The organism is Pseudomonas sp. PAMC 26793, from assembly GCF_000313235.1.
GTDB classification, from domain to species: domain Bacteria; phylum Pseudomonadota; class Gammaproteobacteria; order Pseudomonadales; family Pseudomonadaceae; genus Aquipseudomonas; species Aquipseudomonas yamanorum.
In genome coordinates, this window is record NZ_AMXG01000038.1 from 525,822 (window position 1) to 544,197 (window position 18,376).

At 62.7% G+C, this 18,376-nt stretch carries 16 protein-coding genes and 1 pseudogene; 13 read left to right on the forward strand and 4 right to left on the reverse strand.

The window, feature by feature from the left end:
* Positions 1–35 precede the first annotated feature (35 nt).
* The 4 genes from D109_RS0119835 to ribD all read left to right on the forward strand — a co-directional run bounded on the left by D109_RS0119835 (position 36) and on the right by ribD (position 4,591).
* Positions 36–1,043 (forward strand): SUMF1/EgtB/PvdO family nonheme iron enzyme, encoded by a 1,008-nt coding sequence (locus tag D109_RS0119835; RefSeq protein WP_017478406.1) that lies wholly within the window; start codon positions 36–38, stop codon positions 1,041–1,043.
* A gap of 72 nt (positions 1,044–1,115) precedes the next feature.
* Positions 1,116–1,715 carry a GTP cyclohydrolase II gene (gene ribA / locus D109_RS0119840; protein WP_026078095.1) on the forward strand — a complete coding sequence of 200 codons (600 nt, stop codon included), beginning with the start codon at positions 1,116–1,118 and terminating at the stop codon, positions 1,713–1,715.
* Between the two features lie 69 nt (positions 1,716–1,784).
* Entirely contained in the window at positions 1,785–3,488 is a 1,704-nt protein-coding gene (locus D109_RS0119845; RefSeq protein ID WP_017478408.1) for a WD40 repeat domain-containing protein, read from the forward strand.
* Complete coding sequence (ribD, locus tag D109_RS0119850; protein WP_017478409.1) at positions 3,485–4,591, forward strand: bifunctional diaminohydroxyphosphoribosylaminopyrimidine deaminase/5-amino-6-(5-phosphoribosylamino)uracil reductase RibD; 1,107 nt, start codon at positions 3,485–3,487, stop codon at positions 4,589–4,591. Before D109_RS0119845 ends, ribD begins: the two co-directional genes overlap by 4 nt.
* Here the strand turns inward: ribD and D109_RS0119855 are convergent.
* Positions 4,570–5,496, reverse strand: coding sequence for a LysR substrate-binding domain-containing protein (locus tag D109_RS0119855; RefSeq protein ID WP_017478410.1), 927 nt, complete (start codon positions 5,494–5,496; stop codon positions 4,570–4,572). The two genes, ribD and D109_RS0119855, sit on opposite strands and share 22 nt — an antisense overlap.
* Before the next feature lie 47 nt (positions 5,497–5,543).
* Between D109_RS0119855 and D109_RS0119860 the strand changes: the two genes are divergently transcribed.
* The 4 genes and pseudogenes from D109_RS0119860 to D109_RS1000000135310 form a co-directional block, all read left to right on the forward strand.
* Positions 5,544–5,957, forward strand: coding sequence for a VOC family protein (locus tag D109_RS0119860; RefSeq protein ID WP_017478411.1), 414 nt, complete (start codon positions 5,544–5,546; stop codon positions 5,955–5,957).
* A 23-nt stretch (positions 5,958–5,980) separates the two neighbouring features.
* On the forward strand, positions 5,981–7,132 hold the full coding sequence (locus D109_RS0119865; protein WP_017478412.1) for an efflux RND transporter periplasmic adaptor subunit: 1,152 nt from the start codon (positions 5,981–5,983) through the stop codon (positions 7,130–7,132).
* The gene (locus D109_RS0119870) at positions 7,129–10,212 is read left to right on the forward strand and encodes a MexW/MexI family multidrug efflux RND transporter permease subunit (RefSeq protein WP_017478413.1); all 3,084 of its coding nucleotides are present in this window, start codon (positions 7,129–7,131) and stop codon (positions 10,210–10,212) included. The genes D109_RS0119865 and D109_RS0119870 overlap by 4 nt, the downstream gene beginning before the upstream one ends.
* A 38-nt stretch (positions 10,213–10,250) precedes the next feature.
* Positions 10,251–10,346: pseudogene (locus D109_RS1000000135310) on the forward strand (DUF6124 family protein); the annotation flags it as partial.
* 12 nt (positions 10,347–10,358) lie between these two features.
* Here the strand turns inward: D109_RS1000000135310 and D109_RS0119875 are convergent.
* Entirely contained in the window at positions 10,359–11,078 is a 720-nt protein-coding gene (locus tag D109_RS0119875) for a cobalt-precorrin-6A reductase (protein WP_017478414.1), read from the reverse strand.
* A complete protein-coding gene (locus D109_RS0119880; protein WP_017478415.1) occupies positions 11,075–12,280 on the reverse strand; it encodes a bifunctional cobalt-precorrin-7 (C(5))-methyltransferase/cobalt-precorrin-6B (C(15))-methyltransferase in 1,206 nt (401 codons plus the stop codon). Before D109_RS0119880 ends, D109_RS0119875 begins: the two co-directional genes overlap by 4 nt.
* A gap of 95 nt (positions 12,281–12,375) precedes the next feature.
* Between D109_RS0119880 and cobG the strand changes: the two genes are divergently transcribed.
* The 5 genes from cobG (at position 12,376) to D109_RS0119905 (ending at position 17,761) form a co-directional block, all read left to right on the forward strand.
* A complete protein-coding gene (gene cobG / locus D109_RS0119885) occupies positions 12,376–13,677 on the forward strand; it encodes a precorrin-3B synthase (protein ID WP_305366731.1) in 1,302 nt (433 codons plus the stop codon).
* A complete protein-coding gene (locus D109_RS0119890) occupies positions 13,670–14,296 on the forward strand; it encodes a precorrin-8X methylmutase (protein WP_017478417.1) in 627 nt (208 codons plus the stop codon). The genes cobG and D109_RS0119890 overlap by 8 nt, the downstream gene beginning before the upstream one ends.
* Positions 14,296–15,027, forward strand: a complete 732-nt coding sequence (locus D109_RS0119895; protein WP_003217336.1) for a precorrin-2 C(20)-methyltransferase — start codon at positions 14,296–14,298, stop codon at positions 15,025–15,027. The genes D109_RS0119890 and D109_RS0119895 overlap by 1 nt, the downstream gene beginning before the upstream one ends.
* Entirely contained in the window at positions 15,027–16,667 is a 1,641-nt protein-coding gene (cobJ, locus tag D109_RS0119900; protein ID WP_017478418.1) for a precorrin-3B C(17)-methyltransferase, read from the forward strand. Before D109_RS0119895 ends, cobJ begins: the two co-directional genes overlap by 1 nt.
* Before the next feature lie 302 nt (positions 16,668–16,969).
* Positions 16,970–17,761, forward strand: a complete 792-nt coding sequence (locus tag D109_RS0119905; protein ID WP_017478419.1) for a hypothetical protein — start codon at positions 16,970–16,972, stop codon at positions 17,759–17,761.
* A gap of 1 nt (position 17,762) precedes the next feature.
* Here the strand turns inward: D109_RS0119905 and D109_RS0119910 are convergent, their stop codons facing one another.
* Positions 17,763–18,359: a MarC family protein gene (locus D109_RS0119910; RefSeq protein ID WP_003217330.1), complete on the reverse strand. Its 597-nt coding sequence runs from the start codon at positions 18,357–18,359 to the stop codon at positions 17,763–17,765.
* Positions 18,360–18,376 lie beyond the last annotated feature (17 nt).

The window sequence follows — 18,376 nt, forward strand, 5'->3', positions numbered from 1 at the left end:
TGCCTTTTCTTTACAGCAGCAGGAAACCAAGCGTTATGACTTCCAAGGGTTTCAACCATTGGCCGGTGTTCGACGGCCCCTTGACCGCCGAGATGACCGACCGCTTTTTGATGGGCCTGCCTGAGCACTTCCAGGACGCGCTTAATCTGAAGCTGCCCCTGGCCGCCTGGCGCCAGGTCTCGGAAGAGTCCATCGAACAGTTGGCTGAACGCGTGGAAAACCCGGTCTCGCCACTGGCCTGGCGCTATGCCGCCGCCCAACTGCTGGCCCTGACTATGGACCCACGGCTCGACGTGCTCAACCCGGCAATGATTCACATCAGTGGGGGCCAGGTCGAAATCGGCCTGCCGGAATCGGCGGTGGATCAAGTCATGCACGACCTGCAGGGCCTCGGCCTGGACCGCGACTGGATCGCCAAGGAAGTACCGCGACATCCGGTACACCTGCAACCCTACGCCATTGGCAAATACCCGGTCACCAACCTCGAATACCGCGCCTTCCTCGAAGCCTCGGGCCAGGCGCGGATTCCCGATAGCTGGGCGTTCGGCCAATATCCCAACGCGCGCGCCAATCACCCGGTGTACGGCATCACCGCCGAAGACGCCGACGCCTACGCCGCCTGGCTCAGCGCAGCCAGTGGCCAGGCCTACCGCCTGCCCACCGAAGCCGAATGGGAATACGCCGCGGCCGGCCCGGAAAACCTCGAATACCCCTGGGGCCCGACCTTTCTGCCGCAGCACGCCAACACCGCCGAAATGGGCTTGTTCGACACCACCCCGGTCGGCCTGTTGATCGAAGGCGCCTCGCCCTTTGGCTGCCTGGACATGGCCGGCAATGTCGAAGAGTACGTCAGCGATGACTATGCCCCCTACCCAGGCGGCACGGCTGTCACCGACGACCTGGTCACCGTGGTCGGCAACCACCGGATCGCCCGCGGCGGCAGCTTCACCCGCTTTCGCGACCTGACGCGCAATTGCCGACGCCACGGCAAATACCCGCGACAGATTTATGTAATGGGTTTTCGCCTCGCCAAGACCCTGTAGACCCCTCGCTGTTTTACAACGAATAACTTCAAACAAAAACGCGTTAATCATTCAGCATGGAAGGAACCGCAAATGACCCGCCTAAGCGTACGCAATCACGTTGATATTCCCTTGGATGACACGTCGCATCCCGGTACTTTTTATACGTTCAGTGGATTGGAAACCGCCCTCGAACATATTGTCATTAAACTGGGGCCGGCTAATCCGGTCAGTCCGTTAGTGCGGATTCATTCCGAGTGCCTGACGGGTGACGTATTCAGTTCACAGCGCTGTGATTGTGGCCCTCAATTAAATGAGTCCATCGACCGTATGCGAGAAGCCGGTGGCTATTTGATTTACCTGCGCCAAGAAGGTCGCGGTATTGGCTTATATGCAAAGTTGGATGCTTACCGCCTGCAGGATTCTGGCATGGATACCTTCGAGGCGAATGCACACCTTAACTTCCCCGAAGATGATCGCGACTTTTCCATGGCCGCCGGCATGTTAAAAGCGTTGGATATCAAGCGTTGCCAATTGATCACTAATAATCCGGATAAAGTTCAGGCCCTGGTTGATAACGGCATTGTCGTCGATAAGGTCATTCCCACCGGCGTATTTGTCACGCGCCATAACACCCATTACCTGCAAGCCAAAGTCGATAAGAAAAATCACGTGATCAAGCTGGTGAAGTAACTCGCTTGCGCGGCCGCATCATTCAGGTCGCCCGCAATAAGCCAACCTCAACATTAAGGATAATGACGCATGAGACATTTTGGCCCTATCAGCGGTATTGCAACGTTCAACGATACCTACGTCGCCACCGCCGGCTATGACAACCAGGTCATCCTCTGGGACGCAAAAACCAAAACCCCGATCCAGCGCGTACTCCACGACCACCTGGCCAACCAATGCGCGTTCAACGCCAGCGGCACGTTGCTGGTCAGTGCCAGCAGCGACTACACCGCCCGCGTCTGGGAAATTCCTTCGCTGCGCCTGAAGAGCGTGCTGGTCGGCCACGATGACGACATCGAAATGGCAGCCTTCTCGCCGGATGGCCAGACCATCGCCACTTGCTCCCGCGACCACACCATCCGCCTGTTCAACCTCAGTGGGCAAACCCAGAAGATCCTGACAGGCCATGAGGCCGATGTGATCTCGGTGTGCTGGTCCGCAGACGGCCAGACCCTGGTGTCGAGCAGCGATGACGGTTCGATCCGCCGCTGGGACGCCGCTACCGGCGAGCAACTGGACATCATCGACCTCGGCGGTGTCGAGACCGATACCGTGGCCTTGTCCCGCGAAGGCATCATCTTTGCCGGTGACGACGAGGGCAAGATTTCGGTGATCAGCAGCCGCGGCACCTACCTGCAACCGGCCCACGCCGCCGGGATCAAACGCATTGTGTGGAACGACGCCCAGCGCCTGCTGGTCAGCCTGAGCTACGACCGCTGCGTCATGCTATGGAAACTGACCGCCGACAACCGCCTGGAAAAAACCGCACAGACCTCACTGCCAAGCATCATCTGGCCGCGCAGTTGCGCATTGCTCGGTGACCAGCGCATCGCCTTCGTGACCTTTGGTTCCACCTACGCCACCTGGGATTTCACTACCCAGCAATGGGACGTCAGCGGCATCGAGCCGGCCATCAGCCTGAACGCGGTGACGGTGGTCGGCGACGACATTTACAGCATTGGCGACGCCGGCATCCTGCAGATCAATGGCCAGCCCAGCACCAAGGCCGGCAGCCTGTGCAATTTCCTGCTGCCATTCGGCGACAGCGTGTTGACCGGCGGGCAAATGGGCACGGTGTTCGACGCCAAGACCGGCGACGTGATCTACCAGCACCGCTCACCGCTCAACTGTGGCACTACCTTTGAAAAGGACGGTGAGCTGCACGCTGCGATTGGTACCTACACCGGCGAGGCCTTGATCTTCAAACTGATGGATCAGCAGCCGCTGTTCCTGCGCGAAGTGCGCATGCATGAAAATGCGATCAAAGGCATCGCGGCGGATGAACAGTACTTGTTCAGCGTGTGCGCGACGGCGGCGGCGGCGTTTTTCCGCATTGCCGACTTCGAGCTTGAGACCTACCTCGACAAAGCCCACGACCGCATTTCCAACGGTTGCACACAGATCCAGGGCGGCTTTGCCAGCATCGGTCGGGACCTCAAGCTGCGCCTGTGGCAGGCTGGCAACAGCGAAGTCTATGACACCCCCCACAGCCACTCGATCAAGTGCATCGCCATCTCCAAGGACCGCAAGATGATCGCCACCGGCAGCTACGGTGGCACCGTGGCCGTGTTCGACCTGGCCAAGCGCAGTTGGGCAAAGGTGGAGAAGATTACCGCCAGCGGTATCTCCTGCCTGACCCACGACGCCGAAGGCAGCGGCTTCCTCGCCAGTGCCTATGATGGCCGCATCTACCCGATCACCGCCCAGGCTTCGGCACGGCAAACGCGCCCATGACCCACTTCAGCGAAATCGACTTTCAACATATGCAGCATGCATTGTCGTTGGCCGAGCGCGGCAGTCACTCCACCTGGCCCAATCCTCGGGTCGGGTGTGTCATCGCCCACGGTACGCATATCGTGGGTGAAGGCTGGCATCGGCGTGCGGGTGGCCCGCACGCCGAAGTGTTTGCCCTGCGCCAGGCCGGTTCCCTGGCCAAGGGCGCCACCGCTTATGTGACGCTCGAACCGTGCAGCCATGTCGGCCGCACGGGGGCCTGCCATCAAGCGCTGATCGAGGCCGGCGTAGCGTGCGTGATCGTGGCCCATGAAGACCCGTTCAAGCAGGTCGACGGGCGCGGCATCGCCGAACTTCGCGCCGCCGGGATCGAGGTCAAGGTCGGCTTGCTCAACGTCGCGGCGTGGGAACTGAACCGGGGTTTCTTGTCCACGGTCAAGCGCAAGCGGCCCTGGGTGCAGTTGAAGATGGGCATGAGCCTGGACGGCCGCACCGCGCTGAACAATGGCAGTTCGCAGTGGATCACCAGCGCCCGGGCGCGCGCCGATGTGCAGTACTGGCGCGCGCGCAGTGCGGCGATCCTGACCGGCAGTGGCACCGTGCTGGCGGATAACCCCTCGCTGACCGTGCGTGAAATGGCGTCCGCCGAGGCCATCGCGCCAGTACGGGTGATCCTCGACAGTCAGGCGCGCGTGCCGCAGACCGCACGAGTGTTCGACGACCGGGCGCCGAGCCTGCATGTGATGCACGAGCGCCATGTTCCGCAAGACGCCAACGGCGAACGCCTGCTCGGCCTGCCGGGCAATCAGCAGGGTCTGGACCTGCACGCCCTGATGGCTCACCTGAGCGAGCGCGGCCTGCATGACGTCATGGTGGAAGCCGGCCCGACACTGGCCGGCAACTTGTTGCGCGCAGGCCTGGTCGACGAGTTGCTGCTGTACGTGGCACCGCGTCTGCTCGGCGACCTGGCACGGCCATTGGTGCATTTGCCGGAGCTGGAACACCTGACGCACTCACTGGACTTTACCCTGTACGACGTCGCCCAACTGGGGCAAGACCTGCGTTTACGCCTGCGCCCCGATCAATCGACCAGTACGGTATGAGCCACCACTTGCTTGACTTGATCGCGCAACCACGCATGTGCCGGATCGTCACAGAAACGCTGGTGCCAGATCTGCACAAACGGAAAGCGCGGAATGCTGAACGGTGGCGGCAATTGCACCAGGTCCGGGTTAAGCAGAGTGTCCTCCAGGGTTCGCGTCGCGACGGTGAGGATCAGGTCAGTGTTGTGCAACAAACCTGGCGCGGTGCGCCAGTGCGGCACGCTCACGGCGATACGACGGCGCAAGCCCTCGGCGCGCAACACGCTGTCGACTTCGCCATTGGCGCCACCGTCCATGGACACCTGGATATGCGGGCGCTCCAGGTAGCTCTCCAGGTCCAGCATGCCTTCCTTGGGCAAGGTCCGCCGGTCGAGCAGGCAGGAAAAACTTTCCTCGAACAACACTTCCATCGACACATCGGGCGTCAGGCTGGGGAACACCCCCAGGGCCAGGTCGATCTTGCCCTGCGCCACTTGCTCGAACATCCCGTGCCGGCTGCCCTGGGTCACCACCAGGGTGGTGTTCGGCGCCTCTCGACGCAGTCGCACCAGCAATTTGGGCAGGATAATCGCCGCGCCATAATCCGACATCGCCAACTGGAAGGTGCGTTGAGAACGGGCCGCGTCGAAGTCGATGGACTTGCCGAACAGCGTTTCAATCTGGCTGAGAATCTCGCGCAGCGGGTCCTGGATGTTTTGCGCCAGGGCGCTAAGCATCACCTCATTACCCTTGCGGATCAGGATCGGATCGTCCAGCAGCACTCGCAACTTACTCAGGGAATGACTGATGGCCGGCTGGCTCAAATTCAGCCGCTCCCCCGTGCGGGTGACGTGTTTTTCGGTCAGCAGTGCATGGAGCACCACCAACAGATTCAAATCGATGTTGCGCAGTAAGACCGTGACCATGCGATGAATTCCATTTCAGGGAGCAACCCTTTAAAAAGGAGCAAAACATGCCTCAAATCAAACGAATTATTGAGACCGCGCTGTACGTGGATGACCTTGAGCGCGCCAAAGCGTTTTACAGCCAGCACCTGCAACTGGAAGTGATGGTTGAGAGCCGCGTGCTCGTCGCGTTCAACGTTGGCCAACAGAATACTCTCTTGCTGTTCAAACGGGGCGCCTCCGTGCAGACCAAGTATTTGAGCGGCGGCGAGATCCCGCCCCACGACGCCAGCGGGCGTATTCATATCTGCTTTGCCATCGATGCCGAAGACCTGCCGACCTGGGAGACGCACCTGGGCGCGGCCGATATCGCCATCGAAGGGCGTACGCATTGGCCCAAGGGCGGATCGAGCGTTTACTTCCGTGACCCGGATGCGAACCTCGTCGAACTGCTGACACCGGGCTGTTGGCCCATTTACTGATTGCTCTTCAAGGAATGAAGCTTATGCCTCACGTCAGCACTCCGGGACGTGCCGTTTCCCGAACCACCGTGGCATTGCTGATCGCCGCGCTACTGTTGCTCGCCCTGGCCTGGGGCTTATGGCGCTGGAGCCATCCGGCCGTTGCCTCCTACGCCCCGGCGCCGATAAAAGTCGCGATTGCGCCAGTCAGCGATGCACCGTTCACCCGCTACCTGGAGGCCATTGGCGAACTGGAGGCGGTGCAACAGGTGAGCGTGCCCGCCGAAGTCGGCGGGCGCGTGGTGCAATTGCCGGTGGAATCCGGCCAGCGTGTCGAGCGGGACCAAGTGCTGGTCAAGCTCAACGACGCGCCACAGCGCGGCAGCCTGATGCGCCTGCAAAGCGAGCTGGAAAACGCCAAGGTCAAGCTGGAACGTTCGCGCAGCCTGGTCAAGGTCAACGCCATCTCCCACGAAGCCTTCGACAATGCCCAGACCGAGTACACCACGGCTCAAGGAGCCCTGCAGGAACTCAAGGCGCAGATTGATCAACTGACCATTCGCGCCCCTTTTGCCGGCACCCTGGGGATTCGCAAGGTGCACTTGGGGCAGTACGTCAATCCGGGCGACAGCCTGATCAACCTGGTCGGCGACCAAGGCCTGTACGTCAATTTCAGCGTGCCGGAACAAGCGCTGGCGCAACTCAAGGTCGGCAACCGCGTGAACGTGCAGCTCGATGCCCTGCCGGGGCAACGCTACACCGCGCGCATCAGCAGCATCGACCCGTTCCTCGATCGCGCGCGCACCTTGAGTGTCCAGGCGCTGCTGCAAGCGCCGACGCCCGGCGCCTTGCCGCGCATGTTCGCCAAAGTGCGCCTGCCCCAGCCGCTGCCGAGCAATACCCTGACCGTGCCGGAAACCGCGATCACCTATAACGCCTATGGTGAAGATGTGTTTGTGGTGCAACCCTCGCCAGACGCCAACACCCCGCCGGTTGCACGGCGGGTGCTGGTCAAGACCGGCGAACGCCGGGATGGCCGGGTAGTGATCGACTCGGGGTTGAATCCGGGTGAACAGGTGGTGATTTCCGGGCAGATCAAGCTCAGCGACGGCGCCGCCATCGAACCCCTTGAGCGCACGGTGTTGAACGACGCCAACACGCCCCCGCGGCTGAGCATGTCCGGAGAGCAACCGTGAAATTCACCGACCTCTTTGTGCGCCGCCCGGTGCTGGCGCTTGTGGTCAGCCTGCTGATCGTGCTGGCCGGCCTCAAGGCTTACCTCGACCTGCCCGTGCGCCAGTACCCGCTGCTGGAAAGCTCGGTGATCAGCGTCACCACTGACTATCCCGGCGCTCCCGCCGAGCTGATGCAAGGCTTTGTGACCCAGCCGATCAACCAGTCCCTGGCCTCGGTGGAAGGCGTGGACTACGTCAGCTCGACCTCGGTGCAGGGACGCAGCCAGATCACCTTGCGCATGGCCCTTAATCAGGATTCGGCCAAGGCCCTGAGCGATGTGATTGCCAAGGTCAACCAAGTCAAATATCGCCTGCCGGAACAGGCCTACGACCCGGTGATCGAGCGCTCCGCCGGCGACGCAACGGCCGTGGCCTATGTGGGATTTTCCAGTGATTCCCTCAGCGCTTCGGCCTTGAGCGATTACCTCAGTCGCGTGGTGCAGCCGCTGTTTTCCACCATCGAGGGTGTGGCCAAGGTCGAGACCTTCGGCGGCCAGCGCCTCGCGATGCGCCTGTGGCTCGATCCGCAGCGCATGGCAGGCCACGGCATCAGCGCGGCTCAGGTCGAACAGGCCATCCGCGACAATAACTTCCAGGCAGCACCGGGGCAGATCAAGGGCCAGTACGTGGTCTCCTCGATCCAGGTCAATACCGACCTGAGCAGCCTGGATGAATTTCGCAACATGGTCATCAGCAACAATGGTGACCACCTGCTGCGCCTGCGCGATATCGCCACGGTGGAGCTCGGCTCGGCGGCCTATGAAACCAGTGCCCTGATGGATGCCAAGCCGGCGGTACACCTGGGGCTGTACGCAACGCCCAAGGGCAATCCGCTGCTGATCGTCGCCGATATCAAGCGCCTGCTGCCGGCCATCGAGAAAACCTTGCCGCCGGGGGTCAAGGTGGCGCTGGCGTTCGAGACCGCGCACTTTATCGAGGCGTCGATCATCGAAGTGATCGAGACCCTGATCGAAGCGATCCTGATCGTGGTGGTGATCATCTACCTGTGCCTGGGCTCGGTGCGCAGCGTGATCATCCCTATCGTCAGCATCCCGCTGTCGATGCTCGGCGCTTTGGGGCTGATGACGTTGTTCGGGTTCAGCATCAACCTGCTGACGCTGCTGGCGATGGTGCTGGCCATCGGCCTGGTGGTGGATGACGCCATCGTGGTGATGGAGAACATCCACCGTCACCTCAAGGAAGGCCGCACGGCCCTGCAAGCCGCGCTGTTCGGCGCACGGGAAATTGCTTCGCCGGTGATCGCCATGACCATCACCCTGGCCGCCGTCTATATGCCCATCGGACTGATGAACGGCCTGACCGGCGCGTTGTTCAAGGAGTTCGCCCTGACCCTGGCCGGCGCGGTGCTGGTCTCCGGGGTCATCGCCCTGACCCTGACCCCGGTGATGTGCGCCAAGCTGCTGCCCAGCCAGGAACACGAAGGGCGCATGAGCCGCCTGGCCGAGCGCTTCTTCCAGCGTCTGGCGCGCCTCTACCAGCGCGCGCTGCTCGGCTCGTTGCGCAGGCGAGGGCTGATCCTGCTGCTGGGCGCACTGGTGCTGATCAGCCTGCCCTGGCTGTACGGGCAGGCCAGCAAGGAACTGGCGCCGAATGAGGACCAGGGCAACCTGCTGCTGGCGATCAAGTCACCGCAACACGCCAACCTCGATTACGTGGAGCGCTACGCCTATCAGTTGAGCGAGATTCTCGGCCAACTGCCGGAGACCGTCAGTACCTGGATCATCAATGGCAACGACGGGGTGGCGGCCAGCTTCGCCGGCGTCAACTTCAGCGAGTGGTCGCAACGTTCACGCAGCGCCGCGAGTATCCAGGCCGAACTGCAACAGAGCGTGGATGCGGTGGAGGGCAACTCGATCTTTGTGTTCCAGTTGCCGCCACTGCCCGCTTCGACCGGCGGTTTGCCGGTACAACTGGTGATGCGCAGCACCGAGGACTACCGCTCGTTGTACCAGGCCATGGAAGAGCTGAAGACCCAGGCGCGGGCCAGCGGCCTGTTTGCGGTGGTCGATAGTGACCTGGCCTTCAACAACCCGGTGACCCAGGTGCGCATCGACCGCAGCAAGGCCAACAGCCTGGGGATTCGCATGCAGGACATCGGCAGCACCCTGGCGGTGTTGATCGGCGAAAATTACACCAACCGCTTCGCCTTGCAGGGCCGTTCATATGATGTGATCCCCCAGAGCCAGGCGTCGCGCCGCCTCACGCCTCAGGACCTGAATGCCTTCTACCTCGATACCGACGCCGGCCAGCAGGTGCCGCTGTCAACCGTGGTCAGCCTTCACAGCGTGATCGAGCCGAACAAGCTCAAGCAGTTCAATCAACAGAACAGCGCGACCTTCCAGGGCATCCCGGCGCCGGGGGTCAGCCTGGGTCAGGCGGTGGCGTTTTTGCAGGCGCACAGCCAACAGCTGCCGGCCAGCTTCAGCCATGACTGGCAGGCCGATTCGCGCCAGTTCATTCACGAAGGCAATGCGTTGATGCTGACGTTCCTGTTTGCGCTGATCGTGATCTACATGGTGCTGGCCGCGCAGTATGAAAGCCTGACCGATCCGCTGATCATCCTGATCACGGTGCCGCTGTCGATCTGCGGCGCGTTGATCCCGCTGGCCCTGGGTTTGGCCACGATAAACATCTACACGCAGATTGGCTTGGTGACGCTGATCGGACTGATCAGCAAACACGGGATCTTGATGGTCGAGTTCGCCAACGAGTTACAGCTGCTATACCGCTGCACGCCGGCCCAGGCGATCATCCGCGCAGCGCGAATTCGTCTACGGCCGATCCTGATGACCACCGCCGCGATGGTGGTTGGCCTGGTACCGATGCTGTTCTCGTCCGGCGCCGGCGCCAGCAGTCGATTTGGCCTGGGGCTTGTGATCGTTATCGGGATGCTGGTGGGCACCTTGTTTACGCTGTTCGTGTTGCCGTCGGTCTACACCCTGCTGTCACGAGCGCATAAGCCGGTAATTGATTGGGAGGTGATAGAAAAAACAGCCGCTGGCTTCAAGCCTCAAGCTTAAAAGCAAAACGGGCGTCCTGAGGACGCCCGTTTCAGTCAGTGCCTGTAGCCGATGGAATCCGCACCGAAGAGCTGTTGATCAACCTTATTGAAGCACTGGCCTCGGCCAACGGGCTGAGTTGCGACTTGGCATTTGTTCGTGTCAGGTCATAACGACTGTAAGGCTTGTAGTACCGAGTTGACGGTCGTGAACTCCCGGTCCACCTCCGGCAACACCGGCCGCTTCAACACCAGCACCGGCACCCCACGTTCCCGCGCCACTTCCAGCTTTGGCTCCGTGGCGCTGCTGCCGCTGTTCTTGCTGATCAGTACATCAATCTGCCGGCGCTCAAACAACGCCCGCTCATCCTCGATCAAAAACGGCCCACGGGCAGCGATCACTTCGCAACGTTCATTGCCCGGATATACGTCCAGCGCGCGCAGCGTCCAGAACTGCTCGGCGGGGATTTCGTCGAGGTGCTGCAACGGTTCGCGCCCCAGGGTGAACAGCGGTCGCTTGAAGGTTTTCAGGGCTTCGATCAACTCCGCCCAGTCACTGACCTCGCGCCAGTCATCACCGGCCTGTGGCTGCCACGCCGGACGGCGCAGGGCCCAGCAGGGAATGCCGCACATACCCGCGGCGCGGGCCGCGTTGGCGCTGATCTGCGCGGCATACGGATGAGTCGCGTCCACCACCCGTTCGATGCCTTCGTCGCGAATAAACTGCGCCAGGCCATCAGCGCCGCCATAGCCGCCGACGCGCACTTCACAAGTAAGGTCCGTCGGTACCCGACCAACACCCGCCAGGCTGTAGATATGCTCCGGCCCCAGTGTGCGGGCAATGGCCAGGGCTTCCGTCACGCCGCCCAGCAGCAGGATGCGTTTCATAGCGGCTTGATCACTTCCAGCAGAGTGATCGGCAGCGCCTGGCGCCAGGTATCAAAATCCCCCAGCGGCTGGGCCTGGGCCACATGAATGCGGGTGAGTTCGCCGCCGTGTTGTTCGCGCCAGGCCATCAGGGTCATTTCGCTTTGCAGGGTCACGGCATTGGCCACCAGCCGACCGCCGGGGCGCAGGTGTTGCCAGCAGGTGTCGAGCACGCCGTCGCGGGTGACGCCTCCGCCGATGAAGATGGCGTCGGGCGCTTCCAGGCCAGCGAGTGCGTGGGGCGCGGTGCCGCGAATCAACTGCAGGCCTGGGACGCCGAGTGCGTCACGGTTGTGTTCGATCAACAGTTGCCGACCTTCATCGGCTTCGATGGCCAGCGCTCGGCAACAGGGGTGGGCGCGCATCCATTCGATCCCGATGGAGCCGCTGCCCGCGCCGACGTCCCACAGCAGTTCGCCGGGCATCGGCGCGAGGCGGGCGAGGGTCATGGCGCGCACGTCACGTTTGGTCAGTTGGCCATCGTGCTTGAAGGCCGAGTCCGGCAGCCCCGCCAGGCGTGACAGGCGGGCTGTGTTGGCGTCGGCCACGCAGTCGATGGCCACCAGGTTCAATGCCGCAATCGGTTCACCTGGCCAATCCCGGGCGATGCCGTCGAGGCGCCGCTCATCCGGTCCACCGAGGTGTTCAAACACCCTCAGGCGACTTGCGCCAAAGCCACGCTCAGCCAACTGCGCCGCCATCGCCGCCGGGCTCTGGCCGTCATTGCTCAGCACCAGCATGCGCACGCCGCTGGCCAGGTGCACATTCAGCGCCGCCAATGGCCGGGCAACCACCGACAGCGTCACCACGTCCTGCAGCGGCCAGCCCAAACGCGCCGCCGCCAATGACACCGACGAAGGCGCCGGCAGAATCAGCAGCTCATCGGCGGGCACCTGCCGCGCCAGGCTCGCGCCTACGCCATAGAACATCGGATCGCCGCTGGCCAGCACGCACACCGCTTCACTGCGCCTGGCCAACACCGGTTCCAGGGAAAACGGGCTCGGCCACAGCTGGCGTTCGCCACGGATACATACCGGCAACAAGTCCAGCTGGCGCTGGCCGCCAACAATGCGCGAGGCGCGCAGCAGGGCGTGCCGGGCGTTTCTGCCCAGGCCCTTGAAGCCGTCTTCACCGATGCCTACTACCGTCAGCCAGGGCGACATATGAATTCCTTGAACGACATCCGACGGGCAGGCTTTTCATGCCGCCGGACAAAGCAGGCATAATACCGCGCCTTTACCCGTGAACCGGTAGCCCTGTGAAACCAATACCACCGTCCAATACCTTGCGCCCCTCGGCCTGTCCGGGGTTGCTGCGTATTGTCCAGGCGTTGGATGGCGGGATTTGCCGGATCAAGCTGGCCGGTGGTTCGATCCGCGCCGAGCAGGCATTTGCCGTGGCTGATGCGGCCCAGGCCCATGCCGGCGGGGTAATCGAGGCGACCAACCGCGCCAACCTGCAGATTCGCGGGATAGGTGCCGAACAGGACGCATTGATCGCCGCCTTGCTGGCCGCTGACCTTGGGCCCAGAAGCGCCGCCGGTGACGATGTGCGCAACCTGATGCTCAGCCCCAGCGCCGGCATCGACCGCGAGATGCTGTTCGACACACGGCCGCTGGCCGACGAAATCCTCGCCACCCTGGAAACCCACCCGCGATTCCATGAGCTGTCAGCCAAGTTCGCCGTGCAACTGGACGGCGGTGAAGCCCTGGCGATGATCGAGCATCATCACGACCTGTGGTTGTCGGCGTTCGACGCCAATGGCCAGACGCTGTTGGCATTCGGCCTGGCAGGCTGCCCGGCGCAGGACGCGCCATTGGCCGCCGTGCCTTTGGCGCAAGGGCATGCACTGGTGGTGGCGGTTCTGGAGCTGTTCCTTGAACTGGCCCGGCCCGATCAAACCCGCATGCGCCACCTGCTGACTGAAACGTCTGTGGATAACTTTCTGCGGCAGCTAAACCTGCCCTTGCAGCCGGTTGACGGCTTTTCACGCCATTCCAACCCCGCGCCGCTGCACCTGGGAAGTTATCCACAGCGGCAAAAAAATCGAGTCTACGTCGCTGCCGTCGCCCCCTTGGGCCGCCTGGATTCGGCGATGCTCAGGGGCGCCGCGCAGTTGGCCGTCGACCATGGCGACGCCACCCTGCGTGTCACGCCATGGCAGGGCCTGCTGCTGCCCAATATCCGTGACGCGGCGGCTGTCATTGAACGCCTCGAACGGCTTGGCTTTTTGTGCTCGGTGGACCAGCCCCTGGCGCGCCTGATCGCCTGCACCGGCTCCAGCGGATGCGCCAAAGGCCTGTCCGACACCAAGACCGACGCCCTGCAATTGGCAACACTCGCGCCTGGCCACAGCGTGCACCTGTCCGGCTGCCCACGTTCCTGCGCCGCCGCACACACCGCGCCCGTCACCTTGCTGGCGGTAAGCCCCGGCCACTACGACCTCTATTTCCGCGACGCAGGCCAGCCCGGTTTCGGCCGCCTGCACGCGCGCACTCTTTCCATTGAAGCGGCGGGCGCCTTGTTGCGCGCCCACCCACGGAGCAACACCGATGATTGATTACATCCGCGACGGTCAGGAGATCTATCGCAACTCCTTCGCGATCATTCGCGCAGAAGCCAAGCTGGATCGCATTCCTGCCGACCTGGAAAAACTCGCCGTGCGGGTGATTCATGCCTGCGGCATGGTCGACGCCATCGACGGCCTGCAATTTTCCGAAGGTGCCGGCAAGGCCGGGCGCGAAGCCCTGGCCGCCGGTGCGCCGATCCTGTGTGATGCGCGGATGGTTTCCGAAGGCGTGACCCGTACGCGCCTGCCGGCCAACAATCAGGTGATCTGCACCCTGCGCGATGACAGCGTGCCGGCGTTGGCCCGCGAGCTGGACAACACCCGTTCCGCCGCCGCCCTGGAGCTGTGGCGCCCGCACCTGGAAGGCAGCGTGGTGGTGATCGGCAATGCGCCGACAGCGCTGTTCTACCTGCTGGAAATGCTCGACGCCGGCGCGCCAAAACCCGCGCTGATTCTCGGTTTTCCGGTGGGCTTTGTCGGCGCCGCCGAATCCAAGGCGATGCTGGCGGCAGACAGCCGCGGCGTACCGTTCGTGATCATGCAGGGCCGCCTGGGCGGCAGTGCGATGGCCGCCGCCGCGGTCAACGCCTTGGCCACGGAGGTCGAATAATGCCGGCACGCGGACGTTTGATTGGCCTGGGCGTAGGCCCCGGAGACCCGGAACTGATTACCCTGAAAGCCCTGCGCCTGCTGCGGGAATCGCCGGTGGTGGCGTACTTCGTGGCCAAGGGCAAGAAAGGCAACGCGTTCGGTATCATCGAAGACCATTTGGTGCCGCAGCAAACCCTGATGCCGCTGGTGTACCCGGTGACCACTGAAGTGTTGCCCGCGCCGCTGTCCTACGAGCAAGTGATCAGTGATTTCTACGACACCGCCAGTGTCGACGTTGCCGCACACCTGGATGCCGGGCGCGATGTGGCGGTGATTTGCGAAGGTGACCCGTTCTTCTACGGCTCCTACATGTATTTGCATGACCGCCTGGCCGAGCGCTACGAAGCCCAGGTGATCCCGGGTGTGTGCTCGATGCTCGGCGGCGCGTCCGTGCTGGGGGCGCCGTTGGTGTATCGCAACCAGAGCCTGTCGGTGCTCTCCGGCGTGTTGCCCCATGACGAACTCAAGCGTCGCCTGGCGGATGCCGACGCGGCGGTGATCATGAAGCTGGGCCGCAACTTCACCAAGGTGCGTCAGGTATTGGAAGAGCTGGGGCTGGCGAGCCGGGCGTTGTACGTCGAGCGCGCGACCATGGCCAATCAGAAAATCGTCGCCCTGGACCAGGTCGATCCAACGTCTTCGCCGTATTTCTCGCTGATCATCGTTCCCGGTGAAAGGTGGCAAGGCTGATGACGGCTCCCGCGATTGTCATTCTGGGGCAGGGCAGCCTCGCCACTGCCCGGGCTATCCAGCAGGTGTATCCCGCCGCACTGATCCACGGCCTGGCCGGACGGGTTGAAGGTGCGGATCAGGCCTATAACGAATTCGGTGCCACTGTGCGCCAGTTGTATCAACAGGGCACGCCGATCATCGCGTTGTGCGCCGCCGGAATTGTGATCCGCACCCTGGCGCCGCTGCTGCTGGAGAAGGGCGTCGAGCCTGCGGTGCTGGCAGTTGCCGAAGACGGCAGCGCCGTAGTGCCGCTGCTCGGTGGCCTGGGGGGCGTGAACGTAATGGCGCGGGAAATCGCCGCGGCCTTGGGCGTGGCCGCCGCGATCACCACCAGTGGCGAACTGCGTTTCGGCACCTGCTTGCTCAACCCGCCCAGCGGTTATCAGCTCGGCGATCTGGAACTGGGCAAACGCTTTGTTTCCGATTTGCTGGCGGGGGAATCGGTACGCATTGAAGGTGCGGCGCCGTGGCTGGATCAGGCCAACTTGCCCCAGGACCAGCAGGCGCGTCTGGCGATTCACGTCGGCAGTGCCGAGCGTACGCCCGCGGCTAATGAGCTACTGATTTATCCGAAGAACGTGTTGGTCACCTGCCAGCCGGGGCCGAAACTGGCCGCGCGCATTCGTGCGGCGTTGCAGGATGCAGGGCTCGCCGTGCAGTCCCTGGCGTGTTTGCTGGCGGCTGAAACCGAGATGGCCGATTCGTCGCTGCATGAGGCTTCAATCGAGTTGGGCGTACCGTTGCGCTTCGCCGGTTTGGCGACCCAAACGGACATCGCCATTACGGTGGCCGACGCACCGCTGGACCTGTCCCTGATCGGTCGCCCCCGCGGCCGCCTGGCGGTCATCGGTTTGGGCCCCGGCGCTGCGGAACTGATGGTGCCAGCGGTGAAGGCTGAACTGGCCCGCTGCACCGACGTGCTGGGTTACGAAACCTATGTGCGCATGGCGGGGCCGTTCCGCCCGGATCAAATCCAGCATTGCACCGACAACCGCGAAGAGATGCAGCGCGCCCGTCACGCCTTTGAGCTGGCGGCGCAGGGACGTTCGGTGGTGGTGGTGTCTTCGGGTGACCCAGGCGTATTCGCCATGGCCGCTGCGGTGATCGAGGCCCTGCATGAGTCCAGCGACCCGGCCTGGCATCAGGTCGATCTGGAAATCCTGCCGGGTGTGTCGGCATCCCTCGCCACGGCGGCGCAGGCGGGGGCGCCGCTGGGGCATGACTTCTGCGTGATGTCGCTGTCGGACAACCTCAAGCCCTGGTCGATCATCGAGAAGCGCCTGGACCTGGCTTCCCAGGCCGACCTGGCGCTGGCGTTCTACAACCCGATTTCCCGTGCTCGGCCCTGGCAGTTGGGGCGCGCTCTGGAGATCGTCGCGCAGCACCGCACGGCCGAGACGCCGGTGGTGTTGGGCCGCGATATCGGTCGACCGGGCCAGACCCTGCGAGTCACCACCCTGGGGCAACTGACCCCGGAGCAGGTGGACATGCGCACCATGGTGCTGATCGGATCGTCCACCACCTGTGTATTTGCGCGGGCGGGTGGTGGCGAGTGGGTGTATACGCCACGTTGGTATGGCGAGAAACCGGTCTCCTGAAAACGACGGCGGCCTCGCCATGGGGCCGCCTTGAAACGTCAGTCATTGATGCCGGAAAGGTCTGCTTGCCGAGTTTTTTTTGCATCGACTCACGTCATACCTTTCTCTACGGTTTGAAGAAAAGCACGGCGTCTTTGTGCGCCGTCGCCTCATCCCCAGCGTTTACTCATCTGTGCTCCCTGCAGTGATTTTTCCTGCGGGTCGCGGCGCGTCCCGTGGTCAATTTCCAGCAGCTCAAAATCCCCGGCAAGTCGACTAGTGTTGGCGTTAAGCCCCATGTTGGGGGTTATGGAGAAATGGCTATGGAGCGAAATAACAGACGGATCAACAGCGCAAAAAGGAGGAAACTGATTGCCGCCTACCGGCTTCCGGGCGCGCCCGGCCTGGCGTCGGGGTTGCGCGCGCCGGAGAAGCTCGACGGTGATGATGAGCTGAACGCGGCAGTGGTGAACAACAGTGTCATGTCGTTTGTGGAAGGCATGACGAGCCTCAACAAGGAGTACACCCGCAAAAGCTATTTGCTGGCGAGCAGCTACGTCAGCGATGTGTTGCGGATCGCCCGGGGAACGGAGGCCTGGTACAACGAATTCATCAAGGTGATGAGCAGCCTGGGCTGGATGCCGGTCAGGAGCAGTTTCGAGCGGGTATACACGACCCGCAAAGGATTGTCGGTGCAGCTGGCGGCGCTGAACCTGGTGGCAGCGACCGTGGCCTCGACGTTCCTGTCGGGGCCATTGATCAGTGTACTGCCCAAGCGGGTGGGGGAGGCTATCGAAGCCTTGAAACAGCTCCCGGCCTCATTTGAGTTATTCAAACGAAATACCACGACCCATGAGGGCGGCGATTTCGGCTTGGCATCCTGTTCGGAAACGGCGGGGGAAGTGTCGATGGTGCTGGTGACTTACAGCTCCCACGGCGTCAGCAAGCAGTGGGGCATGCCGTTTCTGGAGTGGGACAGCGCGTCCGTTGAAGCCTTCAGTGGCCGCACCTGCCTGGTGCTGAACAGTTCGGTGGTCAACGAAGCCACGATTCAACTGATGCGCGACAGCGCAGGGGACAAGGTCCGCCTGGCCATCGCCCAATACAGGATTTGACCTACGGCACCAGGTAGCCGCGTACCCCGGTGAAGATGATTTGTGCGGCCAGGGCGCACACAAACAACCCCATCAAGCGGCTGACAATCTGCAGGCCCTGGTCGCCGAGGATGCGTTCGATACGGTTGGACAGGTATAGCACCACGCCCACCGTAAGGCTGGCCAGGGCGATGCTGAGGATGGCGGTGATCTTGTCGTCCCAGTGCGGCTGGCTGACGCCCATCACCAGCAGCGCACCGATGGTGCCGGGGCCGACGGTCAGGGGGATGGTCAGCGGGACGATGGTCACGTCCTGCTGCACGTTGTCGGTCTGCACCGCCGACTTGCCTTGGGCCATGCCCAGGGCCGAGATAAACAGCACACTGCCGGCGCCGATGCGGAAGGCGTCGACGGTGATGCCGAACACACTGAAAATCACCCGGCCGAACAGGTAGAGCAACACGCTTGATACCAGGGTGGCGAGGGCCACTTTCCAGGCCAGGCGCCGCCGCTCCTTGCTGGAGTAACCACGAGTCAGGCTGATAAAGCAGGAAAGCACGAAGAAGGGGCTGTAGAGCACCAGCATCTTCAGGTAAACGCTGAATAGCACATGGAGCATGGTGGGAGCTCGCAGCG

Bases quoted from the DNA above. Each gene is read 5' to 3' on its own strand.
- D109_RS0119855 (WP_017478410.1), bottom strand. From the start codon at position 5,496: ATGGTCACGGTCTTACTGCGCAACATCGATTTGAATCTGTTGGTGGTG.
- D109_RS0119905 (WP_017478419.1), top strand. From the start codon at position 16,970: ATGGAGCGAAATAACAGACGGATCAACAGCGCAAAAAGGAGGAAACTG.
- D109_RS0119865 (WP_017478412.1), top strand. From the start codon at position 5,981: ATGCCTCACGTCAGCACTCCGGGACGTGCCGTTTCCCGAACCACCGTG.
- D109_RS0119875 (WP_017478414.1), bottom strand. From the start codon at position 11,078: ATGAAACGCATCCTGCTGCTGGGCGGCGTGACGGAAGCCCTGGCCATT.
- D109_RS0119895 (WP_003217336.1), top strand. From the start codon at position 14,296: ATGCCGGCACGCGGACGTTTGATTGGCCTGGGCGTAGGCCCCGGAGAC.
- cobJ (WP_017478418.1), top strand. From the start codon at position 15,027: ATGACGGCTCCCGCGATTGTCATTCTGGGGCAGGGCAGCCTCGCCACT.
- D109_RS0119835 (WP_017478406.1), top strand. From the start codon at position 36: ATGACTTCCAAGGGTTTCAACCATTGGCCGGTGTTCGACGGCCCCTTG.
- ribD (WP_017478409.1), top strand. From the start codon at position 3,485: ATGACCCACTTCAGCGAAATCGACTTTCAACATATGCAGCATGCATTG.
- D109_RS0119910 (WP_003217330.1), bottom strand. From the start codon at position 18,359: ATGCTCCATGTGCTATTCAGCGTTTACCTGAAGATGCTGGTGCTCTAC.
- D109_RS0119860 (WP_017478411.1), top strand. From the start codon at position 5,544: ATGCCTCAAATCAAACGAATTATTGAGACCGCGCTGTACGTGGATGAC.
- ribA (WP_026078095.1), top strand. From the start codon at position 1,116: ATGACCCGCCTAAGCGTACGCAATCACGTTGATATTCCCTTGGATGAC.
- D109_RS0119890 (WP_017478417.1), top strand. From the start codon at position 13,670: ATGATTGATTACATCCGCGACGGTCAGGAGATCTATCGCAACTCCTTC.
- D109_RS0119880 (WP_017478415.1), bottom strand. From the start codon at position 12,280: ATGTCGCCCTGGCTGACGGTAGTAGGCATCGGTGAAGACGGCTTCAAG.
- D109_RS0119845 (WP_017478408.1), top strand. From the start codon at position 1,785: ATGAGACATTTTGGCCCTATCAGCGGTATTGCAACGTTCAACGATACC.